21 protein-coding genes are annotated in these 21541 nt (G+C 61.5%); 11 read left to right on the forward strand and 10 right to left on the reverse strand.

Annotation, left to right across the window (positions count from 1 at the left end; translation table 11 throughout):
- Positions 1-187 precede the first annotated feature (187 nt).
- The 4 genes from ACM6I5_RS25090 to ACM6I5_RS25105 form a co-directional block, all read right to left on the reverse strand.
- Positions 188-1876 carry an ATP-dependent DNA ligase gene (locus ACM6I5_RS25090; protein ID WP_414884897.1) on the reverse strand — a complete coding sequence of 563 codons (1689 nt, stop codon included), beginning with the start codon at positions 1874-1876 and terminating at the stop codon, positions 188-190.
- Positions 1873-2907 (reverse strand): ligase-associated DNA damage response exonuclease, encoded by a 1035-nt coding sequence (locus ACM6I5_RS25095; RefSeq protein ID WP_017336793.1) that lies wholly within the window; start codon positions 2905-2907, stop codon positions 1873-1875. Before ACM6I5_RS25095 ends, ACM6I5_RS25090 begins: the two co-directional genes overlap by 4 nt.
- A 177-nt stretch (positions 2908-3084) precedes the next feature.
- A complete protein-coding gene (locus ACM6I5_RS25100; protein WP_414884898.1) occupies positions 3085-5535 on the reverse strand; it encodes a penicillin acylase family protein in 2451 nt (816 codons plus the stop codon).
- Positions 5536-5817: 282 nt separating this feature from the next.
- Positions 5818-6462, reverse strand: a complete 645-nt coding sequence (locus tag ACM6I5_RS25105) for a glutathione binding-like protein (protein WP_414884899.1) — start codon at positions 6460-6462, stop codon at positions 5818-5820.
- A 146-nt stretch (positions 6463-6608) separates the two neighbouring features.
- Between ACM6I5_RS25105 and ACM6I5_RS25110 the strand changes: the two genes are divergently transcribed.
- On the forward strand, positions 6609-7166 hold the full coding sequence (locus tag ACM6I5_RS25110; protein WP_414884900.1) for a cysteine hydrolase family protein: 558 nt from the start codon (positions 6609-6611) through the stop codon (positions 7164-7166).
- 106 nt (positions 7167-7272) lie between these two features.
- On the opposite strand, the gene ACM6I5_RS25115 is transcribed toward ACM6I5_RS25110, so the two are convergent.
- The 4 genes from ACM6I5_RS25115 to ACM6I5_RS25130 are packed head-to-tail and all read right to left on the reverse strand — an operon-like array spanning position 7273 to position 8998.
- Positions 7273-7482, reverse strand: a complete 210-nt coding sequence (locus tag ACM6I5_RS25115; RefSeq protein WP_007906737.1) for an SEC-C metal-binding domain-containing protein — start codon at positions 7480-7482, stop codon at positions 7273-7275.
- Positions 7479-7973 carry an LEA type 2 family protein gene (locus ACM6I5_RS25120; RefSeq protein WP_017336798.1) on the reverse strand — a complete coding sequence of 165 codons (495 nt, stop codon included), beginning with the start codon at positions 7971-7973 and terminating at the stop codon, positions 7479-7481. Before ACM6I5_RS25120 ends, ACM6I5_RS25115 begins: the two co-directional genes overlap by 4 nt.
- A gap of 46 nt (positions 7974-8019) precedes the next feature.
- Positions 8020-8496 carry a YchJ family protein gene (locus ACM6I5_RS25125; RefSeq protein WP_017336799.1) on the reverse strand — a complete coding sequence of 159 codons (477 nt, stop codon included), beginning with the start codon at positions 8494-8496 and terminating at the stop codon, positions 8020-8022.
- 4 nt (positions 8497-8500) lie between these two features.
- Positions 8501-8998, reverse strand: coding sequence for a DUF6231 family protein (locus ACM6I5_RS25130; RefSeq protein ID WP_017336800.1), 498 nt, complete (start codon positions 8996-8998; stop codon positions 8501-8503).
- 189 nt (positions 8999-9187) lie between these two features.
- Between ACM6I5_RS25130 and ACM6I5_RS25135 the strand changes: the two genes are divergently transcribed.
- From ACM6I5_RS25135 to ACM6I5_RS25150, 4 genes are all read left to right on the forward strand, one after another.
- Positions 9188-9883 carry an OmpA family protein gene (locus ACM6I5_RS25135; RefSeq protein WP_414879542.1) on the forward strand — a complete coding sequence of 232 codons (696 nt, stop codon included), beginning with the start codon at positions 9188-9190 and terminating at the stop codon, positions 9881-9883.
- Positions 9884-9974: 91 nt separating this feature from the next.
- Complete coding sequence (locus ACM6I5_RS25140) at positions 9975-10685, forward strand: OmpA family protein (protein ID WP_414884901.1); 711 nt, start codon at positions 9975-9977, stop codon at positions 10683-10685.
- A 148-nt stretch (positions 10686-10833) separates the two neighbouring features.
- Positions 10834-11112: a DUF1145 domain-containing protein gene (locus ACM6I5_RS25145; protein ID WP_017336803.1), complete on the forward strand. Its 279-nt coding sequence runs from the start codon at positions 10834-10836 to the stop codon at positions 11110-11112.
- Complete coding sequence (locus tag ACM6I5_RS25150) at positions 11105-11863, forward strand: collagen-like protein (protein ID WP_017336804.1); 759 nt, start codon at positions 11105-11107, stop codon at positions 11861-11863. The genes ACM6I5_RS25145 and ACM6I5_RS25150 overlap by 8 nt, the downstream gene beginning before the upstream one ends.
- Positions 11864-12038: 175 nt before the next feature.
- Here ACM6I5_RS25150 and ACM6I5_RS25155 read toward each other — a convergent pair whose 3' ends face one another.
- The gene (locus ACM6I5_RS25155; RefSeq protein ID WP_414884902.1) at positions 12039-12503 is read right to left on the reverse strand and encodes a CopD family protein; all 465 of its coding nucleotides are present in this window, start codon (positions 12501-12503) and stop codon (positions 12039-12041) included.
- A gap of 99 nt (positions 12504-12602) precedes the next feature.
- On the opposite strand from ACM6I5_RS25155, the gene dinG reads away from it, so the two are divergent.
- The 5 genes from dinG to pdxH all read left to right on the forward strand — a co-directional run bounded on the left by dinG (position 12603) and on the right by pdxH (position 20590).
- Positions 12603-14747, forward strand: a complete 2145-nt coding sequence (gene dinG / locus ACM6I5_RS25160; RefSeq protein WP_017336806.1) for an ATP-dependent DNA helicase DinG — start codon at positions 12603-12605, stop codon at positions 14745-14747.
- Positions 14748-14842: 95 nt separating this feature from the next.
- Positions 14843-17353 (forward strand): beta-galactosidase, encoded by a 2511-nt coding sequence (locus tag ACM6I5_RS25165; RefSeq protein WP_414884903.1) that lies wholly within the window; start codon positions 14843-14845, stop codon positions 17351-17353.
- A 213-nt stretch (positions 17354-17566) separates the two neighbouring features.
- Positions 17567-18712 (forward strand): EstA family serine hydrolase, encoded by a 1146-nt coding sequence (locus ACM6I5_RS25170; RefSeq protein WP_017336808.1) that lies wholly within the window; start codon positions 17567-17569, stop codon positions 18710-18712.
- Between the two features lie 114 nt (positions 18713-18826).
- Positions 18827-19918: an OmpA family protein gene (locus ACM6I5_RS25175; protein ID WP_017336809.1), complete on the forward strand. Its 1092-nt coding sequence runs from the start codon at positions 18827-18829 to the stop codon at positions 19916-19918.
- Positions 19919-19942: 24 nt separating this feature from the next.
- On the forward strand, positions 19943-20590 hold the full coding sequence (pdxH, locus tag ACM6I5_RS25180; RefSeq protein WP_017336810.1) for a pyridoxamine 5'-phosphate oxidase: 648 nt from the start codon (positions 19943-19945) through the stop codon (positions 20588-20590).
- A gap of 5 nt (positions 20591-20595) precedes the next feature.
- Here the strand turns inward: pdxH and ACM6I5_RS25185 are convergent, their stop codons facing one another.
- A complete protein-coding gene (locus tag ACM6I5_RS25185; RefSeq protein ID WP_017336811.1) occupies positions 20596-20832 on the reverse strand; it encodes a hypothetical protein in 237 nt (78 codons plus the stop codon).
- 168 nt (positions 20833-21000) lie between these two features.
- On the opposite strand from ACM6I5_RS25185, the gene ACM6I5_RS25190 reads away from it, so the two are divergent.
- Positions 21001-21465: a glycine zipper 2TM domain-containing protein gene (locus tag ACM6I5_RS25190; protein ID WP_017336812.1), complete on the forward strand. Its 465-nt coding sequence runs from the start codon at positions 21001-21003 to the stop codon at positions 21463-21465.
- Positions 21466-21541: the final 76 nt, after the last annotated feature.

Raw genomic sequence — 21541 nt, forward strand, 5'->3', positions numbered from 1 at the left:
ATGGCAAGGCGGGATTTGTGCACGAAAACGGGCGTCGCAAACAGGTTGCACCAAATCAGGTCGGTCGGACGCAATCCTGTGGCGAGGGAGCTTACTCCCGCTCGACTGCGCAGCCGTCGTAAATCTCTGTAAACCGGGACCGCTTTGCGTTCCAGCGGGCGCAATCTCCCTCGCCACAAGGCCTCTTTCAGCCCAACAAATCCTGCAATGTGGCCAGGTTGTCAGCCTCTTCAACGGATTTATCCTGCCGCCACCGCAACATCCGCGGAAACCGCACCGCTATCCCGCTCTTGTGCCGCTTGGACAGGGCAATTCCTTCAAACCCCAGCTCAAACACGAGGCTCGGTTTCACGCTGCTGACCGGTCCGAATTTTTCGACGGTAGTCTTGCGCACAATGCTGTCGACCTGGCGCATCTCTGCGTCGGTGAGCCCCGAATAGGCCTTGGCGAACGGCACCAGAGTGCGTTCGCTGGCGTCCGGCGGGCCGTCCCACACGGCGAAGGTGTAGTCGCTGTAGAGACTGGCCCGACGGCCATGCCCGCGTTGCGCGTAGATCAGCACCGCGTCGACGCTGAACGGGTCGACTTTCCATTTCCACCAGACGCCCATGTCCTTGGTGCGGCCGACGCCATACAACGCATCGCGGGCCTTGAGCATCATGCCTTCGACGCCGAGGCGGCGGGAGGCTTCGCGTTGGCGGGCGAGGTCGAACCAGTCTTCCCCGGTGAGCACGGGGGAGGGCAGTAACACCGGGTTGCTGCAGTCAGCGATGACGTGCTCCAGTTGGGTGCGACGCCTGGCTTGAGGCTGGTTGCGCCAGTCTTCGCCCGCCCATTCCAGCAAGTCGTAGGCGAGCACAACCACCGGGACTTCTTCGAGGATTTTCTTGCCCAGGGTTTTACGGCCGATCCGCTGTTGCAGCAGGGCGAACGGTTGGACCGCGGGCGGCGTTGGCGCCAGTGGATCGAAGGCATCCTCGGTGTCCGGTGGCGCGGTTTTCCAGGCAACGATTTCACCGTCGATCACCGTGCCGTCGGGCAGGCCGTGGACCAGGCTGTCGAGTTCGGGAAAGCGTTCGGTGACCAACTCTTCACCGCGGGACCAGATCCACAGTCGGCCGTCGCGCTTGACCACTTGGGCACGGATACCATCCCACTTCCATTCCACTTGCCAGTGGCTGGCCGGGCCGAGCAACCCGTCGAACTGTTCGACCGGTTGGGATAGCGCATGCGCCAGAAAAAACGGATAGGGCTGACCGCCACGCTGAGCATGTTCATCCGACGATTCGGCCGCAATCAGCTTCAGGTAACTGGCCGCGCTCGGGCGATTGGACAGGTCGGTGTAACCCACCAAACGCTGGGCCACGCGTTTGCTGTCGAGCTGTGCCATCGCCGCCAGGGCGCGGGTCACCAACAACTTTGAGACGCCGACGCGGAAACTGCCGGTGATCAGTTTGATGCAGAGCATCAGGCTGGGGCGGTCCAGTTGCGACCAGAGTTTTGGCAACTGTTCGGCGAGCACTTCGGGAGATTCGCCGCGCAACGGCAGCAGTTTTTCTTCGATCCACACCGCCAATCCGTCGGTGGAGCTGTGGGGCGTTTCAGGCAGTACCAGCGAGATGGTTTCCGCCAGATCGCCGACCGCCTGATAACTCTCTTCGAACAACCACGGCGACAGGCCGGAGTACGCTACGGCGAGTTCACGCAGGATGCGCACCGGCACCAGTTGGCGAGGGCGTCCGCCGGACAGAAAATACACCGCCCATGCCGCGTCTTCCGGCGCGGCCTGGACGAAGTAATGTTGCATGGCCGCCAATTTGGCGTTGCTCGAGGTCGTGGCATCAAGTTCCGCATACAACTCGGCGAAGGCCTTCATGGCAGCACCTCGGTGCTCTCGGGGTCGGTGGTTGTAATGTCTTCTTCATCGTCGCCGTACTCGGTGGTGAACCCTTGGGCGTCGAGACCTTGTTCGCGCAGATGGCGCACCAGGACCGCCACCGAACCATGGGTGACCATGACGCGCTCGGCGCCGGTCTGCTCGATGGCCCAGAGCAGGCCTGGCCAGTCGGCGTGGTCGGACAACACGAAGCCACGGTCGACACCGCGCCGGCGCCGTGTGCCGCGTAAACGCATCCAGCCGCTGGCAAAGCCATCGCTGTAGTCACCGAAGCGGCGCATCCAGGTGCTACCGCCAGCGGAAGGCGGGGCCAGAATGAGCGCGTTGCGCATCATCGGGTCGCTCTTTTTGACATCGCCGGCGTAGATCGTCGGCGGTAAATAAACGCCGCTCTCGCGATACACCCGGTTGAGCGGCTCGACGGCACCGTGCACCAGAATGGGGCCGAGGCTGGCGTCGATGCCGTGGAGAATCCGCTGTGCCTTGCCGAAGGAATAGCAAAACAGCACGCTGGCCTTGTCTTCGACGGCGTTGGCTTGCCACCACTGATTGATCTCTGCAAACACCTGCGCCTGGGGTTGCCAGCGGTAGATCGGCAGGCCAAATGTCGATTCGGTGATGAAGGTGTGGCAGCGCACCGGTTCGAAAGGCGCGCAAGTGCCGTCGGGCTCGACTTTGTAATCTCCTGAAGCGACCCAGATCTCGCCGCCGTATTCCAGGCGCACCTGTGCCGAGCCGAGCACATGGCCGGCGGGATGAAAACTCAGGGTGACGCCGTGGTGCAGCAGCCGTTCGCCATAGGCCAGGGTTTGCAGGTTGATGTCCTGGCCCAGTCGCGCGCGCAATATCCCTTCGCCGGGGGCGGCCGCCAGATAGTGCTGGTTGCCGCCTCGGGCATGATCGCCGTGGGCGTGGGTGATAACCGAACGCTCGACCGGCCGCCACGGGTCGATATAGAAATCGCCGGCGGGGCAATACAAGCCTTCGGGACGCGCAATAACAAGATCCATGTTGTTACCAAAATGGAGGGACTTGTTAGCTATGAGGTTTGGCCGAGGTCAGAAGTTCTATGGATTTTTTGCAACGATCAAAAGCAAAAGATCGCAGCCTTCGACAGCTCCTGCAGATGAACGCGAATCCACTGTAGGAGCTGCCGAAGGCTGCGATCTTTTGATCTTTTCTTGCTCTTATTTTCCGGGTGTCAGCGTCAATCGCTTGGTCCCGTACACCTTGTCGTAGTTCTGCGGTTGCATCGGCAGACTCACGTATTGCCCCTTGAGCCACGGCTGCACGCTGTCGAGGTAATGGGGGCTGGCCGGATTACCGGACTGACCCGTGCCGTTCTGGCCCATCAGCGGTTCGGCCTGGCCGAAGTCGACGATGAAGCGCATGGCCGGCGCCAGCGTGGTGTTGAAATCCTGGCCCCAGGCGAACGCCGCGGTGTTCAGCGTAGTGTGATCGCCGCCGGCCGCGAGCGGGCCGCGCACGGTCTGGCCACTGGCGTTTTTCCACTCATAACGGTGCAATTTGCCCCACTGCCAGGCTTTGTGGTCGCCACCCAACTGGCTGTCGCCGGCGGTGATGGCGGCTGCAAGGCTGCGGGCGAGGATCGCCGGTTTGTCTTCCTTCTGCGGCGTGCGCGCGTCATCCCAGAACGGGCTGTCTTCACGGCCCAGCAGGTGATCGGCCTGGGCCGCGTAGGACAACTTGCCGTTGGCGATAAAGGCTTTCCATGCGGGGCTACTTTCCGGGCCCAATTCGTCGAGGAAAATTTGCTGCGCGCTTTGCTGCAGGAACAACTCGTAAATCGCCGCATCGGCGGAGGTCGGCGCGAGTTTGCCGTCGAATGCCATCAGGCGGGTCAGCGCTTCATGAGCCTTGCCGCGATCAGCGACCGGCAGCGCCTCGATAGCCTGTTTCAGCGGTTGGGCCATACCCGGCGCTGCAAACATCTTCTTCAGTTTGGCGGCGAAGGTGGTGGTCTGATCGTATTGCATGGCGATCACACTGCGCGTGTCGTGTTTGCCCGCGCCGGCCAGTTCGGCCATGCGTTCGCCGCGCTCCGGCGCCGACCACGAGTTGGACAGCTGCATGCCGTAGCCATGGGGAATGACCCGTTGGTTGGCGGTGCCGAGCCAGCCTTGCGCCGGGTCCTGATCGTACGGGTGCAGCATCGGGTCAGCGTAACCGTCCCAGTCGTAACGACCTTCCCAGCCCGGCGACGGTAGCAGGCCTTCGCCTTCGCGGCGGTTCGGGTAACGGCCGGTGACTTGCCAGCCGATGTTGCTGGCGTCGGCGAAGACCAGGTTCAGCGTGATCGCGCGGATTTCACGGCTGGCGTCCGAGGCTTTCTCGACGTTCTGCGCCCGGGACAGGTCGAAAAACGCGTCCAGGGATTTGTCATCGGTGAAGTTCGGCGTCTGCAATGCCAGACCCAGGCCGTTATCCAACGCTGTGCCTTTGGCGCTGTTGAGCAGCGGTCCGTGGCGCGTTTCGTAAACCGCTTCGCGAATCGGCCGCTGGCCTTTGACGAAGTAGGTTTCGTTGCGAACGATGGCCGGCTGCCATTTGCCGCCGACTTCGTAGGAAAGTCCGTTGCCCTGGCGTTTGATTTTTTCCAGGAACAGGTCCTGGTTGTCGCCCATGACCGACGCCATGCTCCACGCCACTTTGCCGTTGAAGCCGCCCAGCACCATCGGCAAACCGGCGATGGTCACGCCGGACGCCTGATATTTCGGCGTACGAATCTGCACGTAACTGAGCAACGACGGCACGCCCAGCGGCCCATGGCTGTCGCTGGCCAGCAGGCTTTTGCCGCTGCGGCTGCGTTGCGGGGCGATCGCCCAGTTGTTCGATGACGTAGCGCCCAGCAGATTCAGGTCGGACAGTTGAGCTGTGGCCTTGCTGATGTCGGCGAGCCCCGCAATTGCACCGTTCAGCTTGAGGCCCTGAAGTTTTTCGGCTTCGGCCACGGGCAGTTTTTCGTCGGGAGCGGACGGTGTCAGCCAGGCGAGTTTGTCGGTGGTGACCGTTTGGGCCAGCACCAGCGAGGAAATTTCCTCGGGCAGGTTCGCCGATTGACTGAAGTTCAGCAGGCAGAAAATCAGCGCCGAGTCTTCCGGTTTCCAGTACTCGGGCTTGTAGCCGGTGGCCGCGAGGTCTGCCGGGAGCTTGTCGCGGTAGCGGAACAGGTAGGCGTTGACCCCGCGGGCATAGACTTCGAAGAAGCGTTTAAGGCGCGGCGACGAGGCCTTGTACAACTCACCGGCGCTTTTCTTCAGGTTGACGGCGCGCATGTAACGGTCGGCATCCAGCAGGTCCGAGCCGGACATCTCCGACAAACGGCCCTGGGCCAGCAGGCGCAGGGTGACCATTTGCGTGATGCGGTCGCTCGCGTGCACGTAACCGAGGGTGAACAGTGCGTCGTGGAACGTGCTGCTTTCGATCAACGGCATGCCCATGGCATTGCGGCGCACTGAAACGTTCTGCGCCAGACCCTTGAGCGGCTGTACGCCAGTCGTCGGCGGGAGGGTGTCCTGAGTGTTCCAGGTCTGACAACCGGTCAGGCTCAAAACACCGGCCACTGCTGCGGCAACGCCGAACCGGGGAAGAAAATGTGTGAGGGCTGGCGAGGCCATGGCAAAGCTCCTGCGGGGGTAGAGGCGCAATAAAGGCGCTACGTTAGAGAGCAGGAGGTGGCCGCGCAAGCGGGGTATGGGGTTATTTCAGGATTTGTCTGATAAACCGAGGTCAGCGATGTCCCTGTGGCGAGGGAGCTTGCTCTCGCTGGAGTGCGCAGCGCCCCCCAACCGGGTTCATCGGAAACAGAGGTGCCCGGATTGCGTCTGCTGCGCAGCCGGGCGGGAGCAAGCTCCCTCGCCACAGGGGGTTGTGAACACGCTGAGGGGCTGTGGTGTTCCTCAGGGCTTGGGTGGGTTGATTTTCGCTGCAAGGGCATACGCCTTCATCGTCGCCGGCCGATCCTGGATGTGGTTGAACCAACGCAGAACATTCGGGAAATCCTCCAGATTCTGGCTCTGCCATTTGTGGGAAACGATCCAGGGGTAGATCGCCATGTCGGCAATGCTGTATTCGTTGCCGGCGACAAACTCGTTGTTCGCCAGTTGCTTGTCGAGTACGCCGTAAAGGCGCGCCGTCTCATCGATGTAGCGCTTGATCGCGTAAGGGATTTTATCCGGCGCGAACTGGCTGAAGTGATGATTCTGCCCGGCCATCGGCCCCAGCCCGCCCATCTGCCAGAACAACCATTGCAGCGCCTGCTGGCGACCGCGCAGGTCCTTGGGCAGGAACTTGCCGGTCTTTTCCGCCAGGTACAGCAGAATCGCCCCGGACTCGAACAGCGACAGAGGTTCCCCGCCATCGGCTGGCTCATGATCGACGATCGCTGGAATTCTGTTGTTCGGAGAGATTTTCAGGAAATGCGGCTGGAACTGTTCGTTCTGGCTGATGTTGATCGGGTGCACGTTGTAAGGCAGGCCGGCTTCTTCCAGGAAAATCGAGATTTTGTGGCCGTTGGGGGTGGTCCAGTAATACAGGTCGATCATGAAGTACTCCACATCAAGAGACATTGTCAGGAATGGACAGCAACCGCGGGCATCAGGTCGTCCTGTTTGCGATCGAAGGCTTGTCTGCAGGAGGAGGTGATGCTGAAGTGCGTGAAATTCAATGACCTTGCGTGAGAATAGTCGGCATGGAGCTCAAGACCAACGCGGCACTGATCATCATCGATCAACAAAAAGGCATCCTGGAGCCCCGGCTCGGCCGGCGAAACAATCCTCAGGCTGAGGCGCGGATTCTCGAACTCCTGGGTTATTGGCGTGAAACCGGGCGCCCGGTGATTCACGTCCAGCATCTGTCGCGTTCGCCGGACTCGGTGTTCTGGCCGCAGCAGTCGGGCGTGGAATTTCAGGAGCGGTTCCAGCCATTGGCCGGCGAGCAGTTGATTCAGAAACAGGTACCGGATGCGTTTTGTGCAACGGGGTTGGAGGCGGGATTGCGCGAAGAGGGGATCGATCAGTTGGTCATCGTTGGCGTAGCGACCCACAATTCGGTGGAGTCCACGGCGCGAACGGCCGGGAATCTGGGGTTCGAGACATGGGTGGCGGAGGATGCGTGCTTCACGTTCGACAAGGCGGATTACTTTGGTAATGCCCGTTCTGCCGAGGACGTGCATGCCATGTCGCTGGGGAATCTGCAGGGGGAATATGCGACGGTTGTCAGCACGGCGCAGGTATTGAACGCAAACTGAAAAGCCTGTGCGTTAACTGACAAATTGAGGGTGAACAGTATGGCTGCCATCGCGGGCAAGCCCGCGATAGCGATTCAAGAGGCGAAGAATTTTTTCGCCTGAAACATCAAGCGCCGTGGCACTTCTTGAATTTCTTGCCATTGCCGCACGGGCAAGGATCGTTACGGCCGACGTCCTTCAAGGCGTTGCGTACCGGTTCCTGGTGCGCGTGGCCGCAGTTCGGGCCGTGAACATGGCCATGGTCGTGATCATGGTGGTCGTGATGGTCATGATCGTGGTTGCAGTCAGGGCCATGGACGTGGGGTTGCTGGGTCATCGGGTGTGCTCCGGAATTAAATCGGCGGGGATTATCACGCCTTTGCGCGCCAGGTGCACGTAGTGCGCGATGAACACACCGGTTTCCAGCTCACCTTCAAGACGATAGGGGATGGGTTGCTCGGGTTTTTTCAACAGTTTCACCAGATCCCGCACCTTCGGCCACAGGTTGGTGCGGATCGGCACTTTGAAATACGCGCTGCGCCTGGGGCTGACCGTAAACCAGTGCTCATGCTCGCCTTCGGTCAGCAGCATGTCGCCCAGGTGAATCCGGTATTCGAGGCCGCGTACCGTCAGGTCGCTGTCTCGAGGGTTGTCGACGCGAAAGAACAACAGGAAGCGTTGCTCCATCAGCTTCGCCCGGACTACTTCGACCTTGACCAGATGCACTTGAGGTTCCGGCTCATCGTCGCTGAACCAGGACGCACAGCCGCCAAGCCCGAGAAACAGGAGCAGGGTGAGCAGAAAAAGTGCGAATCGCCTGGTGATCATGGTTGTGTTTCTCCCTTGACCCCAGTCTAGCCCTTCACGGATCACTTCAGCTCGCGAAATACCCCGCACAACACTTCTTGAACTTCTGCCCGCTGGCGCAAGGGCAGGCATCGTTGCGTCCGGCCTTGAGGGGCACGGTGGGGTCGATGAAGTACCAGTGGCCGGCGTTCTGCACGAACGACGAACGCTCGCGGTGGCTGTGTTCGCCGCTGCCGTCGTGCCAGCGTGCGGTGAATGTCACGAACGCGTGTTCCGGCTGACCGCCGAACACCTCGGAGCTTTCCACCTCCAGGCCCAGCCAGGTGCTCTTGGCGCTCCAGTCACTGATGGACTGACGATCGAGGCCGGTCTGTTGCGCCGGCAGGGTGGTCGCCACCAGATAGTCAATCAGCCCCAGCACATAAGCGCTGTAGCGCGACCGCATCAAGGCTTCGGCGCAGGGCGCCGGGTGACCGGCATGGTAATGACCGCAGCAGGCGTCAAGCAGGGTGCCGCTGCCGCAAGGGCAAATGGATGTACTCATTGCGTTACCACCAATATTTCCCGAAGTTTTCCGGATTGGCCCAGAACCGTGAGTTGAGCCAGTCGGGCACTTGTTTGTAGTCAAGCAGATCGTAGGTGAACAGGGTCAGCACCTGATCGTCGCGCTGGAAACGTTCACTGGCTTGCAGGGCCAGGGAGAAAAAGTCCGTCTCCTGCCAGCCGCTGGCCGGCAAGTCCGCGAGCACCGCAATGCGACTGGCGTTGAGGTTGCGGATTCCGCCGAGCAAATTCAGACCCTCGCGTTTGGGCAAGTGTTCGAGGCAGTCGACCACCAGCGCCAGATCGAAGCGGCGCGCCGCCAGCTCGACCGGCAACGGCCCGGGCGCGGCATGGGCGACGCAGGTGTCCGGGTGCGCGAGCTTGAACGCTTCAAGCGCGGGAAACTCACTGGCGCCGATCAGCAACAGGCGCGGCGGGGCGTAGCGATCGAGCAAAGCGGCCAGCGCCTGCTGCGGCGTGCGCGAAGAAATACCTGAAATCATCAAAGATCCTCAATCAGAGCGCCAAGACTAGCCTGCCCAAACGCCCAGATATAGAGCGGCTTAGCGCCAAAAGTGCCGATCACCCGTGAACACGGGACAAAACAGGCATGGCCTATTGCTGGCGGAGATTAAAACTCGGGTCTTTACTCCCTGAATCGGTTCTAAGCCGATCCCTCAGGAGAAAACTAGATGAGCATAGTTCGGACAGCATTACCCTTGGTTCTGCTAACCAGTGTGTTGACTGGTTGCGCAGGTTTGCAGAAAACCGACTGGCCGACCTGTGCGGCAGTCGGTGGTGTGGTAGGTGCGGGTCTCGGCGCGACCGAGAGCACGGCATGGGCAGGGTACGGCGCGCTGTTGGTTGGCGGTACGGCCGCAGCCTATTGCTGGGTTCACGGTGATGGCGACGAAGACGGCGATGGCGTGCCGGACAGCCGCGACAAGTGCCCGGGTACGCCTAAAGGCGTGCAGGTCGATGCCGATGGCTGCCCACCACCAGTCCCTGCGCCAGTGGTTGAAGAGGTGGTTGTGGTCAAGGAAGAAACCATCGTCATCCGCGATGTTCACTTCCAGTTCGACAAAGCCACACTCACTCCTTCCGACAAGCTGGTACTCGACAAAGTCGCCACTCGCCTGAAACAGGAATCTACCACCGCACGCCTGACCGTCACTGGCCATACCGACAGCGTGGGCAGCGATGCCTACAACCAGAAACTGTCTGATCGTCGCGCGCACTCGGTGGTTGATTACCTCGTCAAGGATGGCGTGCCGCGCAGTAGCTTCGTGTCTGTGACCGGTGCCGGTGAAAGCCAGCCTGTTGCCGATAACAAAACCGCTGACGGCCGTGCGTTGAACCGTCGTACCGAAATCAAGATCGAGCGTTGAGTCCCTTCCGCTCCGCGGCTTGTGCAGTCGCGGATGCGGGTCTTTACTCCTGTGTGACCGGCATCTGCCGGTAACACAGGAGCTTTCAACCATGAGCCTTCTCCCCAGAACCCTCTTGCCGGTGCTGCTGCTTGGCGGCGTATTGACCGGTTGCGCGACTCACAGCGATGGCACTGCCCCCCTCAATCAACGTACCTGGCCTGTCTGCAGCGTTATCGGCGGTCTGGTCGGTGGAGGCCTGGGCGCTCTGGAGAGTAGCGGATGGGCGGCGGGCGGAGCGGCACTGGGGATCTTGACCGGGGGTTTGATCTGTTATGCCCAGGACGGCGATGAAGACGACGATGGTGTATTCGATCGACGCGATCGCTGCCCTGATACCCCGGTCAATACCCCGGTTGAACATCATGGTTGTCCGTTGCCGCAATACCCGGCCAGCGTGAAAGCTGTGCAAACCGAAGTCATCACTCTGAGCGATGCGGGCGACGTGCTGTTTGCCTTCAATAATTCCGACCTGACGCCCTCGATGCAAAGTCAGCTGGATGCGCTGATGCCCACACTGCAAAGCGCCGATGTGGTGAGCATTAAAGTGATCGGCCATACCGACAGCGTAGGTTCGGACACTTATAACCAGGCGCTTTCAGAACGACGCGCCAGCAGCGTGGCGGCTTACTTGTTGGGCATGGGCCTGGCGCCGAACAAACTCACCAGCGAAGGCCGGGGCGAAAGTCAGCCCGTGGCTGATAACGAAACAGACGAAGGCCGCGCGAAAAACCGTCGCGTGGAATTGCACATCAATCGCTGAGCCACGTGATAGAGCCGTCGGACAGCCATTTCGGTTGTTCCGATGGCCATTCGGCGGCCTTCATGAAGAATTTTCCGTTGCCCTCTGGCTTATCCCGCGTGGAAGCCGTTACTGTGCGCGCAAAGAATAATTCTCAACGGGGGCGCGTATGAAGGTGTTTTGGGGGCTGGGGAAGCTGTTGACCCTGCTGTTCTGGCTGGTGGTCCTGGTCAATCTGATGACGCCGTTTGTCAATCCGCTGCACCTGTTGGTCAATCTGGCCGGCGGTCTGTTGGCGTTCCTGCATCTTCTCGAGGCGGTGTTCTGTTTCCGCAGCCTCAGAGGTCGTGCCCACCCTTGGCGCGATCGCTTGAAGATTGTCTTTTTCGGTGTTTTCCACCTGCAAACCCTTCCGGCTCCCGCCGTCTCTAAGGCATCCCATGCGTAAACTCTGTCTGCTCGCCGCTTTCATCAGCCCGCTCGCCTGCGCCCAAGTGATCAGCGTCGAAACCAACTCGCTGATGCGCCTGCCCAACACTGTCAGCACCATGCAGCTGGAACGCCTGGAAGTGGCCGATTACGGCACGCTGCTGATTCCCTCGAACGTGACCGAAGTCACCGTGGGCGAATTGCACCTGGGGCGTGAAGCGCGGATCGCCATCGTGCCGAGCGAAAATGCCCTGGAGTTGAAGATCAACCGTGCCGAACTCTCCGAAGGCAGCCAGATCACCGCTCGCGGCGCGCCGGGCACTTACCTCAAGGCAGCCCGCTCGGGGCGCAATCTGAACGTGCAGATCAAGGCACTGAACGCACCGCAGTTGTCGCTCGATGCACGCGGCGGCGCAGGGGCGCCGGGTTTTGTCGGTCTCGATGGCGCCAACGGTCAGGCGCCGGGGTGCACTTGGGGCCAGGCTGGCCGCGGAGCGGATGGCAGTAATGGCAGCGATGGTCAGCCAGGTGCGCCGGGCGCGCTGGTCAGGCTGGAAGTGCCGCGGGACTATCCGGCGGAGCAGATCAAGGTTCAAGTGGCGGGCGGCGCGGGTGGTCTGGCCGGTCCTGGCGGCAAGCCGGGCGCGGGCGGCAAGGCCAAGGGATGCCTGGTGTACAAGGCTGATGGCGGCAAGAGCGGCAAACCTGGCGTGGACGGCCAGCCGGGGCCTGCGGGTGCGGCGGGCTCGGTGACTGTTCAGCGGTTGTAAGAACCACCGAGAACCCTTGTGGCGAGGGAGCTTTGTGGCGAGGGGATTTATCCCCGTTGGGCTGCGAAGCGGCCCCAATCCGGACTCCGCGTTGCCTGGTTTTACGACTGCTTCGCAGCCGAACGGGGATAAATCCCCTCGCCACGGAGTCCCTTACCACAAAGTTGGCGAAGCCTTAGAACATCGGCCGCGCCGCGGCAATGGCTACCAACACCAACCCAACGATCAGATTGATCCCCACCAGCTTGCGAATCTGTCCCAGCACCGCAGCTCCCGTCGGCCAGTCCTGCGCCGCCACCGCCGTGCGCAACTCGGGCAACAGCAACGCCTGAATCCGGATAAACAGCGCCGTCATCACCACGTACAAGCCCATCATCACCTGCACATAACGCGGCGCGGCCTCAAAACCGGCGTATTGCAGATGGATCATGCCCACCCCGCTGATCGGCAACAGCACCACCGCCACCCAGACCCAGCGGAAAAAACCTTGAAACACTTCCACCCACAGTTTCAAGCGAGCAGGGCCTTCCAGCGCCTTCATCGCCGCAGGACGCAAGACCATCCACGCGAAAAACATGCCGCCGACCCACACCAGGGCGGACAGGAGATGCAGGGTGTAAACGATGCCAAAAGGTGTCATTGAGGTACTCCGTTCTGCGCGGGATTAATTAGCGGGGTATGATAGCCGCCGAACCGAACCACTGAAAATTTATCCAGCGTTTTTTGCGCCCGACAATCCATGATCAGCACCGAACTCAAAACCACGATCCAGGGCGCCTACTCGCGTTTTCTCGAAGCCAAGAGCCTCAAGCCGCGCTACGGCCAACGCCTGATGATCGCCGAAATTGCCAAAGTCCTCGGTGACATCGACACCGACGACGAAGGCCGGCGCAGTGGCGACCCCGCGATTGTCGCGGTGGAAGCCGGCACCGGTACCGGCAAGACCGTGGCCTACAGCCTGGCAGCGATCCCGACCGCGAAGGCCGCCGGCAAACGCCTGGTGATCGCCACGGCCACCGTGGCCCTGCAAGAACAGATCGTCTACAAGGATCTGCCCGACCTGATGCGCAACAGCGGGCTGAATTTCAGCTTCGCCCTGGCCAAGGGCCGTGGGCGCTACATGTGCCTGTCCAAGCTCGACATGTTGCTCCAGGAAGGTCACGCACAAACCGCCACGGCGCAGCTGTTCGAGGAAGAAGGCTTCAAGATCGAGGTCGATGAGGCCAGTCAGAAGCTGTTCACCAGCATGATCGAGAAACTCGCCGGCAATAAATGGGACGGCGACCGCGACAGTTGGTCCACCGCTCTGGAAGACGCCGACTGGGCGCGCCTGACCACCGACCACAGCCAGTGCACCAACCGTCATTGCCCGAACTTCGGCCAGTGCGCCTTCTACAAGGCCCGCGAAGGCATGGGCAAGGTCGACGTCATCGTCACCAACCACGACATGGTCCTGGCCGATCTGGCATTGGGCGGCGGTGCGGTTCTGCCGGACCCGCGCGACACCATCTACGTGTTCGACGAAGGTCACCACCTGCCGGACAAGGCCATCGGCCACTTCGCTCACTACACGCGTCTGCGTTCCACCGCCGACTGGCTGGAAACCACCGCCAAGAACCTCACCAAATTGCTTGCCCAGCACCCGCTGCCGGGCGATCTGGGCAAGCTGATCGAGCAGGTGCCGGAACTGGCCCGTGAGATCAAGACCCAGCAACAGTTCATGTTTTCTGCCTGCGAACAGGTCGCCGATTTCAAACCCGGCGAAGACGTCGAAGGTCGTGAACGGCCGCGTCACCGCTTCGTCGGCGGGGTGATTCCCGAGCACATGCGCGAAATGGGCGTTGAGCTGAAGAAAGGCTTCGCCCGTCTCACCGACCTGTTTACCCGGCTCACCGAATTGCTCAAGGAAGGCATGGACGGCGAGGTCAACATCGGCATCGCCAGCAACCAGGCCGAAGAATGGTATCCGCTGTTCGGCAGCCTGTTGTCGCGTTCTTCGGGCAACTGGGAATTGTGGGTCGCGTTCACCGCAGAAGACCCGGAAGACAACCCGCCCATGGCGCGCTGGCTGACCCTGGCCGAAAGCGGTTCGCTGTTCGACATTGAGGTCAACGCCAGCCCGATCCTCGCGGCGGAAATGCTCCGGCGCAACCTGTGGAACGTCGCTTATGGGGCGCTGGTGACCTCGGCAACGCTGACCGCGCTGGGCACTTTCGACCGTTTCCGCATGCGTGCCGGCCTGCCGAAAAAGGCCGTGACCGCCGTGGTCCCGAGCCCGTTCCATCACGCCGACGCGGGTGTGTTGCGGGTGCCCGACCTGAAAGCCGACCCGCGTGATGCGCCGGCGCACACCGCCGCCATCATCCGAGACCTGCCGCAACTGGTCGAAGGTTCGCGCGGCACGCTGGTGCTGTTCTCCTCGCGCAAGCAGATGCAGGACGTGTTCGACGGCCTCGACCGCGACTGGCGCAAGCAAGTGTTTATCCAGGGCAACCTGTCGAAACAGGAAACCCTGAACAAGCACAAGGCGCGGGTCGATGGTGGCGATTCCAGCGTGCTGTTCGGCCTGGCGAGTTTCGCTGAAGGGGTCGACTTGCCTGGTGCTTACTGCGAACACGTGGTGATCGCGAAGATTCCGTTCTCGGTGCCGGATGATCCGGTCGAAGCGGCACTGGCCGAATGGATCGAAGCACGGGGCGGCAATCCGTTCATGGAGATCTCCGTGCCGGACGCCTCGCTGAAACTGGTCCAGGCCTGCGGTCGCTTGCTGCGGACCGAAGAAGACCGCGGCACCATCACGTTGCTCGACCGACGCCTGGTCACCCAGCGTTACGGCAAAGCGATCCTCAATGCGTTGCCGCCATTCCGTCGAGAAATTTCCTGATACAGCGGTGGGCAAATCTGCCCGCCGCGTTGTCTATCTCTCTGCCACCGCTTTTCCATTGGCCCATTGAGGTCGTTAGGGAGAATTTCGTTCTCATGATTCGCCGTTCCTTGCCCGCCGTATTTGCCCTGTTGTTCGCAACGCCCTTGTTGGCCGCTCCGGCAGGCCAGCAGACGCTGTTCAACTTTGTGCGCCCCGCCGATGTGGTCCAGGTGGCGACTCAGGACGCCAGCCTGCCGCAATCCAATGCCGAGCAAACAGCCGAAGGCGAAGTGCTGCGTCGGGTGACGTTCAACCCTGTGGTACAGCCAACCCTGCGTTTGACTCCGCAAACCGGTGCCTGGGACTGGTCGCAGTCGGCCATGATGAGCCTGCGGATCCAGAGCGCGATGAATTGGGCCGTGACCCTCTATGTGAAAATCCAGAGCAACGATGGCAAGACGCTGATCAGTCGCGTCGACCTGCCGGCCGGTCCTGCGCAGACGCTGCTGGTGCCATTGGTCGCCACTTCACCGCTGAGCCTGGGCATGAAGGCCGGGCCGCCGATGCCGATGACCGTCGACGGTCAACGTATCCTGCTGGCCAGCAGCGCTGGCGAACTGGAGCGCAGCCAGGTGGTGTCGGTGACCTTGTCGATGGATCAGCCGAAAGTCGCCCAAAGCATCCTGCTGGAACGCTTTGGCGTGCAGGACGGCGAGGCTGTGACTCAGGCCGTTTACGGCGGTCTGGTGGACGCTTTCGGGCAATCTACCCGGGCCAAATGGCCGGAAAAGGTCGGCAGCGACGAGCAACTCAAAAGCGCCGCCGCCAAGGAACAGCAACAAACCAAAACCTGGTTGGCCGAGCGTGAGAAGGCGTCGCTGGACAAATTCGGTGGCTGGATAAAAGGCCCGTCGTTCAAGGCCAGCGGCTTTTTCCGCACCGAGAAACGTGACGGTCGCTGGTACCTCGTGACGCCGGAAGGCCATCCGTTCTACTCGCTCGGGGTCAACACCGTTACCCCGGACGTCAACCAGACCTACATCGCCGGCCGCGAGTGGATGTTCGAGGCGTTGCCAAAACCCGACGAGCCGCTGGCCAGTCACTTTGGCGAAGGCGACAACCGTGGCGGCAATGGCGTCGATCAGGGCCGTGCCTATAACGCCGGTCGCTGGTACGACTTCTATGGCGCCAACCTGCAGCGTTTGTATGGCGCCCCTTGCGCACTGGGCAGCGACACCAAGGCCGGTGTCGCCGAAGCGGCCAAGGCCGACGCAGTTGAGGCGACGGTCGAAAAAGCCGCTGAGCAACCCGTCGTGCCTGCCACCGCCGAATCCGGTGTTGCCGAAGCCGCCAAGACTGGCGCAGAGGAAGCAAAGGTCGCGAAAGCGGTCGAGCAGAAACCCGCCGAGCCCTGCACCGCGGTGATTGATGAACAACGCTGGGCCAGCCACACCCTGGATCGCCTGCAAGCCTGGGGGTTCAACACCATCGGCAACTGGAGTGCCCCGGCACTGGCCAACGCTGATCGCCTGCCCTACACCTTGCCGCTGTCAATCGTCGGCGATTACGCCAGTATCAGCACGGGCACCGACTGGTGGGGCGGCATGCCCGATCCGTTCGACCCGCGTTTCGCCATGGCCACCGAGCGTGCCGTGGCCATCGCCGCCCGCGATCATCGCGATGATCCGTGGCTGATCGGTTACTTTGCCGACAACGAACTGGCCTGGGCCGGTCCCGGCGACGACCCGAAAGCCCGCTATGCGCTGGCCTACGGCACTTTGAAAATGACCACCGACGTGCCGGCCAAGCGCGCGTTCCTCAAGCAATTGCGCGACAAATACCGCAATCAGGCAGGCCTTTCCAAAGCCTGGGGCATCGACTTGCCGGCGTGGGAATTGATGGAAGATCCCGGCTTCGTACCGCCGCTGCCAAGCGCCGAGCATCCGGAAATCGAAGCCGACTTCAAATACTTCCAGAAGGTCTTTGCCGACACGTACTTCAAAACCATTTCCGACTCGCTCAAGTGGCACGCGCCGAACCAGCTGTTGCTGGGCGGTCGCTTTGCCATTAGCACGCCGGAAGCCGTGGAATCCTGCGCGCAGTATTGCGACGTGCTGAGCTTCAACATGTACACCCTGCAACCGCAGGACGGTTACGACTTCGCGACATTGCGCAGCCTGGATAAGCCGGTGCTGATTACCGAGTTCAACTTCGGCTCCGCCGATCGTGGCCCGTTCTGGGGTGGCGTGACGCAACTGGCCAAGGAAGAAGACCGCGGCCCGGCTTATGCCAATTTCCTGAAACAGGCGCTCGGTGAACCGTCGATTGTTGGCGTGCACTGGTTCCAGTACCTCGATCAACCGGTGACCGGCCGTCTGCTGGACGGTGAAAACGGCCACTTCGGTTTGGTGGGCGTTACCGATCTGCCGTTCCAGGGCTTTGTCGACAGTGTGCGCAAGAGCAACCTGGCGGCCGTTGATCAGCTGGGCAAAGAGGCCGAGAAGGCCAGGGCTGAGGCGGATAAAGCCAGTCACGATGCCGTGGGTGGGCGAAAAGCCGAAGCCGGCAAGGGCCCGGGGCAGGGTGCCGGGCAGGCGGGCGGGCATTCAGGCAAAGGCCATTAATCGCTGAAATCCCTGTGGCGAGGGAGCTTGCTCCCGCTGGACTGCGCAGCAGGCCTTTTTTGGGGCCGCTGCGCAGCCTAGCGGGAGCAAGCTCCCTCGCCACAAATCATTTCCATGGGCAAACCGACCGCCCAGCCCGCCCCTGTTCCCAAAACCGCCAATGGCTGGAACAATGCGGGCCACTTTGTAGAGCTTTGTCCGAGGGAGTAGCGGGTGCAGATTCAGGGTCATTACGAACTCAGGTTCGAAGCGGTGCGTGAAGCGTTCGCCGCGTTGTTCGACGATCCCCAGGAACGTGGCGCAGCGCTGTGCATCCAGGTCGGTGGCGATACCGTTGTCGATCTCTGGTCCGGCACCGCCGACAAGGATGGCCATGAGGCCTGGCACAGCGACACCATCGCCAACCTGTTCTCCTGCACCAAGACCTTCACCGCCGTCACAGCCCTGCAACTGGTGGCCGAAGGCAAGCTGCAACTGGACGCCCCGGTTGCCCGCTACTGGCCCGAATTCGCCGCCGCCGGCAAGGAATCCGTCACCCTGCGTCAATTGCTCTGCCATCAGGCCGGTCTGCCGGCGCTGCGTGAATTGCTGGCCCCCGAGGCGCTTTACGACTGGCAGGCCATGGTCGATGCCCTGGCGGCCGAATCGCCGTGGTGGACGCCGGGCACCGCGCACGGTTATGCCGCGATCACCTATGGCTGGCTGGTCGGCGAGTTGCTGCGGCGGGCTGACGGTCGTGGGCCTGGCGAGTCAATCGTGGCCCGCGTCGCCAAACCGCTGGGGCTGGATTTCCATGTCGGTCTGGCGGATGAAGAATTCCAGCGCGTGGCGCACATCGCCCGCGGCAAGGGCAACGTCGGTGATGCCGCGGCCCAGCGCTTGTTGCAAGTGACGATGCGCGAACCGACGGCCATGACCACGCGGGCCTTCACCAACCCACCGTCGGTCCTGACCAGCACCAACAAACCCGAGTGGCGGCGCATGCAGCAACCGGCGGCCAATGGCCACGGCAATGCCCGCAGCCTGGCCGGGTTCTACGCCGGCCTGCTCGATGGCAGCCTGCTGGAAAGCGAAATGCTCGACGAGCTGACCCGCGAACACAGCCTCGGCGAAGACAAGACTTTACTGACCCGGACCCGTTTCGGCCTGGGTTGCATGCTCGATCAACCGGACGTCCCCAACGCCACTTACGGCCTCGGCCCACGTGCGTTCGGCCATCCGGGGGCGGGCGGTTCCATCGGTTTTGCTGACCCGGAGCACGATGTTGCCTTCGGTTTTGTGACAAATACACTGGGGCCTTACGTCTTGATGGATCCGCGCGCGCAAAACCTTGCGCGGGTACTGGCCACTTGTCTGTAAAACGCGCTCACGGGTTCCAGGGCCGGAACCTGAAGGCCTTTATGTTTTCCAAGCGTCTGTTTATCCGGGTCAAGCCGGCCTGATTTTTTATGACTTCATTTTTGTGGATATCCAATGTCATTCAATAAAACCACCCTCGCTTTGGCCCTGTGTGTCGCTGTTACCGGTTGTGCGCAGACTCCACAAAATGATTCGGATGGCAGCAGCTGGTGGCCGTTCGGTTCCTCCGACAAAGTTGCGGCAAAAGAGCCGGCGCCGGCGCCAGCACCTGTGAAACCAGTCGCTGCGGCTCCGGTGGCCAAGGCTGAAAGCTCCAGTCCCTGGTACTGGCCGTTTGGCTCTGAGGAAGTTCTGGACAAGAAGCCAGAGGTGAAACCTGAAGCCAAACCGGTCGAAGTGGCCAAGGCTGAGGCGCAAGCAGGTGGCAAATGGTGGTGGCCGTTCGGCGGCAAGGATCAGAGCACCGCTAAAGCTGTACCGATGCCGGATCCGAAAGTCACCCAGGCCTGGCTCGACGACTACGAACCGCGCCTGCGCGAGGCGATCAAGGACAGCAACCTGCAACTCGAGCGCCGTGAAAACGTGCTGGTGGTGACCGCGCCGGTAGAAGGCTCGTTCAACCCCGACCGCCCGGCCATGTTGCTGCCGGTCACCTTGGGGCCGTTCACTCGCGTGGCGAAAATCCTCGAAGTCGATCCGAAGACTGCCGTGCTGGTACTCGGTCACAGCGATACCTCGGGCGCCGCACCGGCCAACGTAAAACTGAGTCAGGAGCGGGCACAAGCGGTGGCGGCAATCTTCCGTCTCAGCGGCTTGCAGCGTGATCGTCTGATGTTGCGCGGCATGGGCGGCGAAGCCCCGCGTGCAGCGAACGACAGCACTGAAGGCCGTGCCTTGAACCGTCGCGTTGAACTGTTGGTGACCCCGCAAAACACCATGGTCGCGCTGCTGAGCAAATACAACATGCCAGCCCCGGCGCCGGTCAAACTGGTCGCAGCCCAGGACGTGAAGCCAGTGGTCAAGCCGGTCACTCCCGCACCTGCCGCGAAGAAAGCCGCTGTGCCTGCCGCGAAAAAAGCGCCGGCCAAGAAAGCCGCCGCCAAGAAGGCACCAGCCAAAACAGCGACGCCGGCTAAAAAGACCGCGCCGGCCAAAGCCGCAGCAACTGACAAGAAAGTCGCTGCCGCCGATGCTGTGAAAAAGTGATTCGTTAACCAAAAGGAATGCGCCATGACCCAGGGCCTGGCTGATATGCGTCGCGACTACACCCGAGATGGCCTGACCGAGGCACAAGCCCCGAGCGAGCCGTTCGCGCTGTTCCACCACTGGTTCGCCGACGCGGTGAAAACCGAGCAGGCGCCGGTGGAAGCCAACGCCATGACCCTGGCCACCGTCGACCCGGACGGTCGGCCGCATTGCCGCATTCTGCTGCTCAAGGGCCTGGATGAACACGGCTTCACGTTCTTCACCAACTACGACAGCGCCAAGGGTCAGCACCTGGCCGCGAATCCGTTCGCAGCCATGACCTTTTTCTGGCCGGCCCTGGAGCGTCAGGTGCGCATCGAAGGTCGGGTGGTGAAAGTCACGCCTGAAGAGTCCGACGCCTATTTTCAGGTCCGGCCGTTGGGCAGCCGGCTTGGCGCCTGGGCTTCACCGCAAAGCCGCGTGATCGCCGATCGCGCCGAACTGGAAGCGCTGCTCAAGAACACCGAGCAACGTTTCAGCGATACACAGCCCCATTGCCCCGAGCACTGGGGCGGTTATCGCCTGCTGCCTGAGCGCATCGAATTCTGGCAGGGCCGTTCGAGCCGCCTGCATGATCGCCTCAACTACCGCCTACAGGGCGCCGACTGGATTCTTGAACGTCTGGCACCCTGAGCAGTCTACCGACCGGGATAGCCTGCTGCCGCGGCCTCCAGCCACTGCGGCAGGTCCCGACGCTTGATTTTCTGCGCTTGAGCGTTCGCCAGTTGCTGGAGCATGAAGACTTTCTTATGCTCGTCGTCACCAGCCAAGGCTAACGCGAGGTCGCGGTCCATCCAGCGTTTGATCCGTACGTACAACCACCCATGGAAGTACAGACCGGCGACAGTGGTGACGACAATGATGAAGTAATCCATGACAATTCCTGGTTCAGCGGCGCAGATACCATCATTTGCCGCTACTGTGTGCTGAGTTCGTGGAGGCGCCTGTACCTGGCCTGAATCAAACCAATTTTATCCGGGCGACGTCGTGACAGGCGTCAAGCAGCGGAGTTTAATGGCTACCTGTCCTTTGGAGTTGATGCTATGCGTAAGTCTGTTCTGCTGGTTGCTTCCTTTTCCACCATGGCGATGTTGCTCACTGGTTGCCAATCGAGCCTGACCGGTGACTCCTATTCCCGTGACGAAGCGCGTCGTGTGCAGACCGTTCGCATGGGCACCATCGAATCCTTGCGTCCGGTGAAAATCGAAGGCACCAAGACCCCGATCGGCGGCCTGGCCGGTGCGGCGGTTGGTGGTGTCGGCGGCAGCGCCATTGGCGGCGGTCGCGGCAGTATCGTTGCAGCGGTCATCGGCGCCGTTGCCGGCGGCTTGATCGGCTCGGCCACTGAAGAAGGCTTGACCCGCGCCCAGGGCGTGGAAATCACCGTTCGCGAAGACGACGGCAGCATGCGCGCCTATGTTCAGCAGGTTCAGGAGAATGAAGTGTTCCGTGTGGGTGAGCGGGTACGGATTGCTACTGTTGATGGGACTAGCCGCGTTTCGCACTAAGCGGAGTGGTTACAAAGAAAACCCCGATCAGGTGACTGGTCGGGGTTTTTATTTGGTTTTTCATGGCATCCCGGAG

The sequence above is a fragment of the Pseudomonas sp. IT-P171 genome (assembly GCF_949767765.1).
GTDB classification, from domain to species: Bacteria; Pseudomonadota; Gammaproteobacteria; order Pseudomonadales; family Pseudomonadaceae; genus Aquipseudomonas; species Aquipseudomonas fluorescens_B.